Consider the following 8322-nt stretch of genomic DNA (forward strand, 5'->3'; position numbering starts at 1 on the left):
CTGCCGGAGCCCGAGCTGGGCGGGCAGGCCCGCGAGTACGTGGCGCCGCGCAACGAGGTGGAGGCGCAGCTGTGCGAGATCTGGCAGGAGGTGCTGGGTGTCGAGCGGGTGGGGGTCATGGACCACTTCTTCGAGCTGGGCGGGCACTCGCTGCTGGCCATGCAGCTGAGCGCGCGCCTGCGCGCCCAGGGGCTGGAGCTCTCGATCCGCCAGGTCTTCGCCACGCCGACGGTGGCCGGCATGGCCCTGGCGATGCAGGCACCCTCGCTGACCGAGGGCCAGGGCACGGTGGTGCCGCCCAACCGGATCCCGGCGGACTGCGAGCGCATCACCCCGGACATGCTGCCGCTGGTGGCGCTGAGCCAGGACGACATCCAGTCCATCGTCGAGCGCGTGCCCGGTGGCACCGCCAACGTCCAGGACATCTACCCCCTGGCGCCGCTGCAGGAAGGCATCCTCTTCCACCATCTGATGGCCCAGGGACACGATGCCTACGTGACCCCCATGCTGTTCCGCCTCGAGTCCGAGGCCTTGCTGAACGCCGCCCTGGCGGCGACCCAGCAGGTCGTGGACCGGCATGATGTGCTGCGGACCCTGGTGCTGTGGGAACGTCTGCCCAAGCCTGTGCAGGTGGTCTGCCGGCGCGTCGAGCTGAAGCTGGACTATATCGAGACCGACCCCTCGCGCAGTGCTCGCGAGCAGATGCTGGAACTGTGCGCACCGGAACGCCAGTGGCTGGACCTGGGTCAGGCCCCGTTGCTGCGCCTGCGGGCGGCCCGGGAGGCCTCGACCGGCGCGGTCTACCTGCTGGCGCAGATGCACCACCTGATCGACGACGCGACCTCCCTGCAGCTGCTGATGGACGAGATCACCGCCGTCATGAGCGGTCGTCAGGCGGAAGGGGCGGCAGGTGCGTACAGGGACTTCGTCGCCTATGCCCTGTCTCAAGCCGAGCGGGCCGAATCGGACGCGTTCTTCCGCGCCATGCTGAGCGATGTCGACACGCCGACCCTGCCGTTCGGGCTGGCGGATGTCCATGGCGATGGATCGGCCGTGCGTGAGGCGCGTCTGGCGCTGGACGACGCCACTGCGGTGACGCTGCGCCAGAGCGCCCGCGAGCTGGGCATCAGCCCCGCCGCGATCTTCCACGCGGCGTGGGCCCTGGTCATCGGCGCCTGCACCGGACAGCCCGATGTGGTGTTCGGCACCGTGGTGCTCGGGCGCTTCCAGGGCGGCAGCGAGGCGGCACGCACGCTGGGCATGTTCATCAACACGCTGCCCTTGCGGGTGCGCCTGGACGGCGTCGATGCTTTGCAGCTGGTGCAGCAGGTCAATCGCTCGATCTTCGAGCTGCTGGCGCACGAGCAGGTGCCGCTGACGCGGGCCCAACGCCACAGCGGCCTGTCCGCCGACACGCCGCTGTTCAGCACCACCATCAACTACCGCCGGGTCGGCGCCGTGGATGCCCAGGGCCTCCCAGGCGTGGAGACCTTCGGCGGTCAGGAGCGCACGAACTATCCGCTCAACTTCGCGGTCAATGACGCGGAGACGGCCTACGAGCTGGAAGTGCAGGGCAGCGCTGTGCTCAATGTGGAGGCCGTGCTGCGCTATGCCGACACCGCGGTCCGGGCCCTGTTGCAGGCCTTGCAGGCCCGCAGCCCGCTGCCGGTGGCGGCGGTGAGCGTGCTGCCCGCCCAGGAGCAGGCGCTGCTGCAGGGCTTCAACGCCACGACGCGGACCTTCCCGCATGAGGCGCGCATCCACGAGCTCTTCGAGGCACACGCGCAGCAGGCACCGCAAGCGCTGGCGCTGAGCTTCGAAGGCCGCAGCCTGAGTTACCGCGAGCTGGACGAACAGGCCAACCGCGTGGCGCAGTACCTGGTGCACACCTGCGGGGTGCAGCGCAACGAGCTGGTGGGCCTGTGCATGGAGCGCTCGTTGGAGATGGTGGTGGGGCTGCTGGGCATCCTCAAGGCCGGTGCGGCCTATGTGCCGCTGGACCCGAGCTACCCGGCGCAGCGCCTGGCGCACATGGTGAAGGACTCCGGAGCGCGCAAGGTGCTGATGCAGCAGCGGTTGCTGGGGCAGGTGCCGGTGGAGGAAGCGCAGGCCGTGTGCCTAGACGCGCCGCAGGTGCAGGCGCAGCTGGCGAGCTGCGCGGCGGTGAGGCCGGAGGTCGTGGGCGCGAATGCGCAGGACCTGGCCTACGTGATCTACACCTCGGGCTCGACGGGCCTGCCCAAGGCCTCCATGGTCGCCCATGCCGGCCTGTGCAACCTCGCTCTGGCCCAAGGCCAGTCTCTGCGCGTGGCCCAGGGGTCCAGGGTGCTGCAGTTCGCCTCCCTCTCCTTTGACGGGGCGACCTGGGAGTGGTCCCTGGCCCTGGCCAACGGCGCCCAGCTGGTGCTTCTGCACCCCGACGATGTGCGATCGCCCCAGCGTCTCGGCACCTTGGTGCGTGAGCAGGGCGTGACCCACGCGGCCCTGCCGCCGGCCCTGCTGCCGCAGCTGGCCGAGACGGACTGGGCCGGGGTCCACACCCTGGTGGTGGCCGGCGAGGCCTGCCCGCTGCCGCTGGCAAGGAAGTGGGCGAAGGGGCGCTGCCTGGTCAACTCCTACGGCCCGTCTGAGGCCACGGTGTGCGCCACCGAGGCCTTCTTCGACGCCGATGACGAGGTGCTGACCATTGGCCGGCCGATCGCCAACGTCAAGGTCTATGTCCTGAGCCGTTCCGGCAGCCTGGCGCCGCTGGGCGTGGCGGGCGAGCTGTGCATTGCGGGCGTGGGCCTGGCGCGGGGCTATCTGAACCGCGACGAGCTGACGCAGGAGAAGTTCGTGCCCAACCCCTTCCATGACGAAGGCGATCCGGGCAGCAGCGCACGCATGTACCGCACGGGCGACCTCGCGCGTTGGCGCGAGGACGGGGTGCTGGAGTTCCTGGGCCGGCTGGACCACCAGGTGAAGATCCGCGGCTTCCGTATCGAGCTGGGCGAGGTCGAGGCGGCGCTGGCGGCCTGCGAAGGCGTGCGCGAGGCCGTGGTGCTGGCCCGCGAGCTGCGCGGTGACAAGAAGCTGGTGGCCTACTTCACCGGCGAGGCCGACGCGGAGACCCTGCGCGAGGCCTTGAGTCAAGGCCTGCCGGACTACATGGTGCCCTCGGCCTTCATGGCCCTGGAGGCGCTGCCGCTGACGCCCAACGGCAAGCTGGACCGCAAGGCCCTGCCGGAGCCCGAACTGGGCGCACAGGGCCGCGAGTACGTGGCGCCGCGCAACGAGATCGAGGCGCAGCTGTGCGAACTCTGGCAGGAGGTGCTGGGCGTGGCGCAGGTGGGCGTCACCGACCACTTCTTCGAGCTGGGCGGGCATTCGCTGCTGGCGATGCAGCTGAGCTCGCGGGCGCATGAGCGGGGCCTGGCGCTGACCATCCGCCAGGTCTTCACGACCCCGACGGTGCAGGGCCTGGCCGCTGCGCTGACCGAGGCCGTGCCGAGTGAGCCTGACTTCGTGGTGCCGCCCAACGCCATCCCGGCGGACTGTGAGCACATCACGCCGGAGATGCTGCCCCTGGCCACGCTGAACCAGGAGGAGATTGACGCGATCGCGGCGCAAGTGCCGGGCGGCATGGCCAACATCCAGGACATCTACCCGCTGGCCCCGCTGCAGGAAGGCATCCTCTTTCATCACCTGGCCACGGGAGACGGGGCCGATCCGTACGTAATGGCCATGCTGTGGTCCTGCGACAGCGAGGCGACGGTGCGTTCCTTCCTGGAGGCGCTGCGCTTCATGCTGCAGCGGCACGACGTGCTGCGCACGGCGGTGCAGTGGAAGTCCCTGCAGCAGCCCATGCAGGTGGTGCTGCGCCGGACGGAGCTGAAGGTGCAGGAGCTGTCCTTCGAGACGCAGGCCCAGGCGCTGGCGCAGATGCAGGCGCTGTGCGCGCCCGAGCTGCAGCGCATTGACCTGAGCGAGGCGCCGCTGCTGCGTGTCAGCGTGGGCCGGGCCGGCGATGCTCCGACGTGCTACCTGCTGCTGCAGTTCCACCACCTGATCGGCGATCACGTGGCGATGGAGATCATCGAGCGCGAGGCCGCGGTGTACGCGGCAGGCCAGGCCCAGCTGCTGCCGGCGCCCATGCCCTACCGCGCCTTCGTGGCACGAGCGCTGCAGCAGCGCGAGCGCAGCGATGCGCAGGCGCACTTCCGCGCCGAGCTGGCGGACGTGACGGAGCCCACGCTGCCCTTCGGCCTGGCCGATGTGCAGGGCGATGGCGCTGGTGTGGACGAGCGCAGCCAGAAGCTGGATGCCACGCTGGCGCAGCGCCTGCGCCGGCAGGCGCGTGAGCGCGGGGTCAGCGCGGCGGTGCTGTTCCATGCGGCCTGGGCCCTGGTGGTCTCGGCCTGCGCGGGGCGCAGCGACGTCGTGTTCGGCACCGTGCTGACCGGGCGCTCGCAGGACGGCGCGCAGGCGGCGCAGATGCTGGGCATGTTCATCAACACCTTGCCGCTGCGCTTGCAGCTGCAGGGGCAGGACGCGGAAGCCCTGGTGCGCCAGACGGCCCGCAAGCTGCACGAGCTGATGGACTTCGAGCAGACGCCGCTGGCACTGGCCCAGCGCTGCAGCGGGGTGGCCAATGGCGTGAGCCTGTTCAGCGCGCTGCTGAATTACCGCCACAGCGAGGCGATGGACGAAGCCGCGCAGCGCGAGCTGGGCATGCGCATGATCGCCGGCCAGGAGCGCACCAACTATCCCTTCGCTCTGAGCGTGGACGACTTCGGCGACGCCGGCTTCGAGCTCAATATGCAGACCTGCGCGCCCGTCAGCGCCCAGCGCGTGCTGGGCTATCTGCAGGCGGCGCTGCAGGCGCTGACGCAGGCGCTCGAGGACCGCAGCGCAACGGCCGTGGCGTCCCTGAGCATCGTGCCTGCCGACGAGCGTCGGCAGCTGATGAGCTGGTCGCAGCCGCCATCCGCTGGCTGGAACCCGGTGCGTGTGCATGAGCTGTTCGAGGCGCAGGCCCTGCGCACGCCGGACGCTCCAGCCGTGGTCTGCGAAGGCCGCTCGCTGAGCTATGCCGCGCTGAACGAGCAGGCCAACCGGCTGGCGCATCACTTGCGCGAGCAGTACCAGGTGGGACCGAATCGACGGGTCGGCCTGTTCATCGACCGCTCGCTGGAGATGATGGTGGGCGTGCTGGGCATCCTGAAGGCCGGCGGTGCCTATGTGCCGCTGGACCCCAACTACCCTGAGGATCGCCTGGCCCACATGGTGCAAGACTCCGCCATCGAGCAGGTGCTGACCCGCCAGTCGCTGCGGGCCGTCATGCCCGCTGGCATCAGCCAGGTGATCTGCCTGGACGACGCCGGGCTGCAGGACGCCCTGAAGGCACAGGCAACGCACAACCCGGTGGTGGAGGCCGCCGACGTCAGCGACCTGGTCTACGTGATCTACACCTCGGGCTCCACGGGCAAGCCCAAGGGCGTGATGGTGCCGCATCGCGGGGTTTCCAACCTGGTGCAGGACCTGATCGAGCGCTATGCGCTGAGTCCGCAAGACCGGGTGCTGCAGTTCGCACCGGTGAGCTTCGACATGTCGGTCGAGGAGATCTTCACCGCCCTGGCCTGCGGTGCGGCGCTGGTGGTGCGCAATGACCAATGGATCGCTTCCGCACGGAGCTTCTGGCAGCACTGCGTGGACCACGGCGTGACGGTGCTGAACCTGCCCACACCCTTCTGGGCCGAGTTGGCGCATGAGGTCCAGGTGCCCGTGCCGTCGCAGATCCGGCACATCTCCATCGGTGGCGACATGGTCACCGAGGCCGGCCTGCGCGACTGGTTCGCACGCGAGGGCACGCTGCCGCGGCTGATGAACGCCTATGGTCCGACGGAATGCTCCGTCAATGCCACCATGGCGGTGCTGGAGCGCGGCAGCCCGGTGAGCATCGGCCGGCCCATCGCCAATACCAGCGCCCTGGTGCTGGATGAACGCGGTGGCCTGGTGCCGGTCGGCGTGCCGGGTGAGCTCTACCTGGGCGGTATCGGCCTGGCGGAGGGCTACCTGAACCGCGCAGACCTGACGGCCGAGCGCTTTGTCGTGAATCCGTACTTTGACGCGAGCCGCAGCTGCAGCAGCGCCTTGCTCTACAAGACCGGTGACCTGGTCCGATGGAGCCAGGACGGCAGGCTCGAGTTCCTGGGCCGGCTGGACCACCAGGTGAAGATCCGGGGTTTCCGGATCGAGCTGGGTGAGATCGAAGCGGCACTGGCGGCCTGCGAGGGCGTGCGCGAGGCCGTGGTGCTGGCCCGCGAGGTGGCGGGCGACAAGAAGCTGGTGGCCTACCTCACCGGCGAGGCCAGCAAGACCGACGGGGCCACGCTGCGCGAGAAGCTGGCACGTCAGCTGCCGGACTACATGGTGCCCTCGGCCTTCGTGGCCCTGGAGGCGCTGCCGCTGACGCCCAACGGCAAGCTGGACCGCAAGGCGCTGCCGGAGCCCGAACTGGGCGCGCAAGGCCGCGAGTATGTGGCGCCGCGCAACGAGGTGGAAGCACAGCTGTGCGAGATCTGGCAGGAGGTGCTGGGCGTGGCGCAGGTGGGGGTGACGGACCACTTCTTCGAGCTGGGCGGGCATTCGCTGCTGGCGATGCAGCTGAGCTCGCGGGCGCATGAGCGCGGCCTGGCGCTGACCATCCGCCAGGTCTTCGCAACCCCGACGGTGCAGGGCCTGGCCGCGGCATTGGCCCAGGCTGAGCCGGCGGCGCCGGACTTCGTGGTGCCACCCAACGCCATCCCGGCGGACTGCGCGCACATCACACCGGAGATGCTGCCCCTGGCCACGCTGAGCCAGGAGGAGATCGACGCGATCGCGGCACAGGTGCCGGGCGGCATGGCCAACATCCAGGACATCTACCCGCTGGCGCCACTGCAGGAAGGCATCCTCTTCCATCACCTGGCCTCGGGTGAGGGCGGCGATCCCTATGTGATGGCCATGCTGTGGTCCTGCGAGAGCGAGGCCACGCTGGCGTCGTTCCTGGACGCGCTGCGCTTCATGCTGCAGCGGCACGACGTGCTGCGCACGGCGGTGCAGTGGAAGCAACTGCAGCAGCCCATGCAGGTGGTGCTGCGCCAGGTCGAGCTGCAGGTGGAGGCCCTGTCCTTCGAGACGCAGGAGCAGGCACTGACGCAGATGCAGGCGCTGTGCGCGCCCGAGCTGCAGCGCATCGAGCTGGACCGGGCGCCGCTGATGCGGGTGCGCTTGGGCCGCGTGGCCCAGGCGCAAGCGTGCTACCTGCTGCTGCAGTTCCACCACCTGGCCGGTGACCACGTGGCGATGGAGATCATCGAGCGCGAGGCAGCGGTGTTCGCGTCAGGGCAGGCCCATCTGCTGCCGGCGTCCATGCCCTACCGGGAGTTCGTGGCGCGCTCGCTGCAGCAGCGAGATCGCAGCGACGCCCAGGCGCACTTCCGCGCCGAGCTGGCGGACGTGACCGAGCCCACGCTGCCCTTCGGCCTGGCCGATGTGCAGGGCGACGGCGCCGGCGTGGACGACAGCCGCCTGATGCTGGAGCCGTCGCTGTTGCGGCGCATCAGGCAGCAGGTGCGCGCGCGCGGTTTGAGCGCGGCGGTGCTGTTCCATGCGGCCTGGGCCCAGGTGGTCTCGGCCTGCGCGGGGCGCAGCGACGTCGTGTTCGGCACGGTGCTGACGGGCCGTGCACAGGAGGGCGCGCAGTCCGCGCAGATGCTGGGCATGTTCATCAACACGCTGCCGCTGCGGCTGCAGCTGCAGGGGATGGATGCGGAGACGCTGCTGCGCGAGACCGGCCGCAAGCTGAGCGAGCTGATGGACTTCGAGCAGACGCCGCTGGCGCTGGCTCAGCGCTGCAGCGGGGTGGCTAATGGGGTCAGCCTGTTCAGCGCGCTGATGAACTACCGCCACAGCGAGATGGTGGACGAAGCGCTGCAGCGGGATCTGGGCATGCACATGATCACCGGCCAGGAGCGCACCAACTACCCCTTCGCGCTGAACGTGGACGACTTCGGCGAGGCCGGCCTGGAGCTCAATGCCCAGGTGCGCTCGCCCGTGAGCGCCCAGCGCGTGCTGGGCTATATGCAGGCGGCGCTGGAAAGCCTGGTGCAAGCGCTGGAGACGCGAAGCCCAGTGGCAGTGCAGGCCGCCAGCGTGCTGCCGGCGCAGGAGCAGGCCCAGCTGCAAGGCTTCAACGCCACGACGCGGGCCTTCCCGCAGCACGTGCGCATCCACGAGCTCTTCGAGGCCCAGGCACAGCAGGCCCCGCAGGCGCTGGCGCTGAGCTTCGAAGGCCGCAGC

1 protein-coding gene is annotated in these 8322 nt (G+C 69.9%); it reads left to right on the plus strand.

Translation table 11 applies throughout. The annotated features are described in order from the left end of the window. On the plus strand, positions 1-8322 hold an 8322-nt coding region (locus ABDJ40_RS24455), incomplete at both ends, for an amino acid adenylation domain-containing protein (RefSeq protein ID WP_347613700.1).

It is taken from the genome of Roseateles flavus (assembly GCF_039872765.1).
Taxonomy (GTDB): Bacteria; Pseudomonadota; Gammaproteobacteria; order Burkholderiales; family Burkholderiaceae_C; genus Roseateles_B; species Roseateles_B flavus.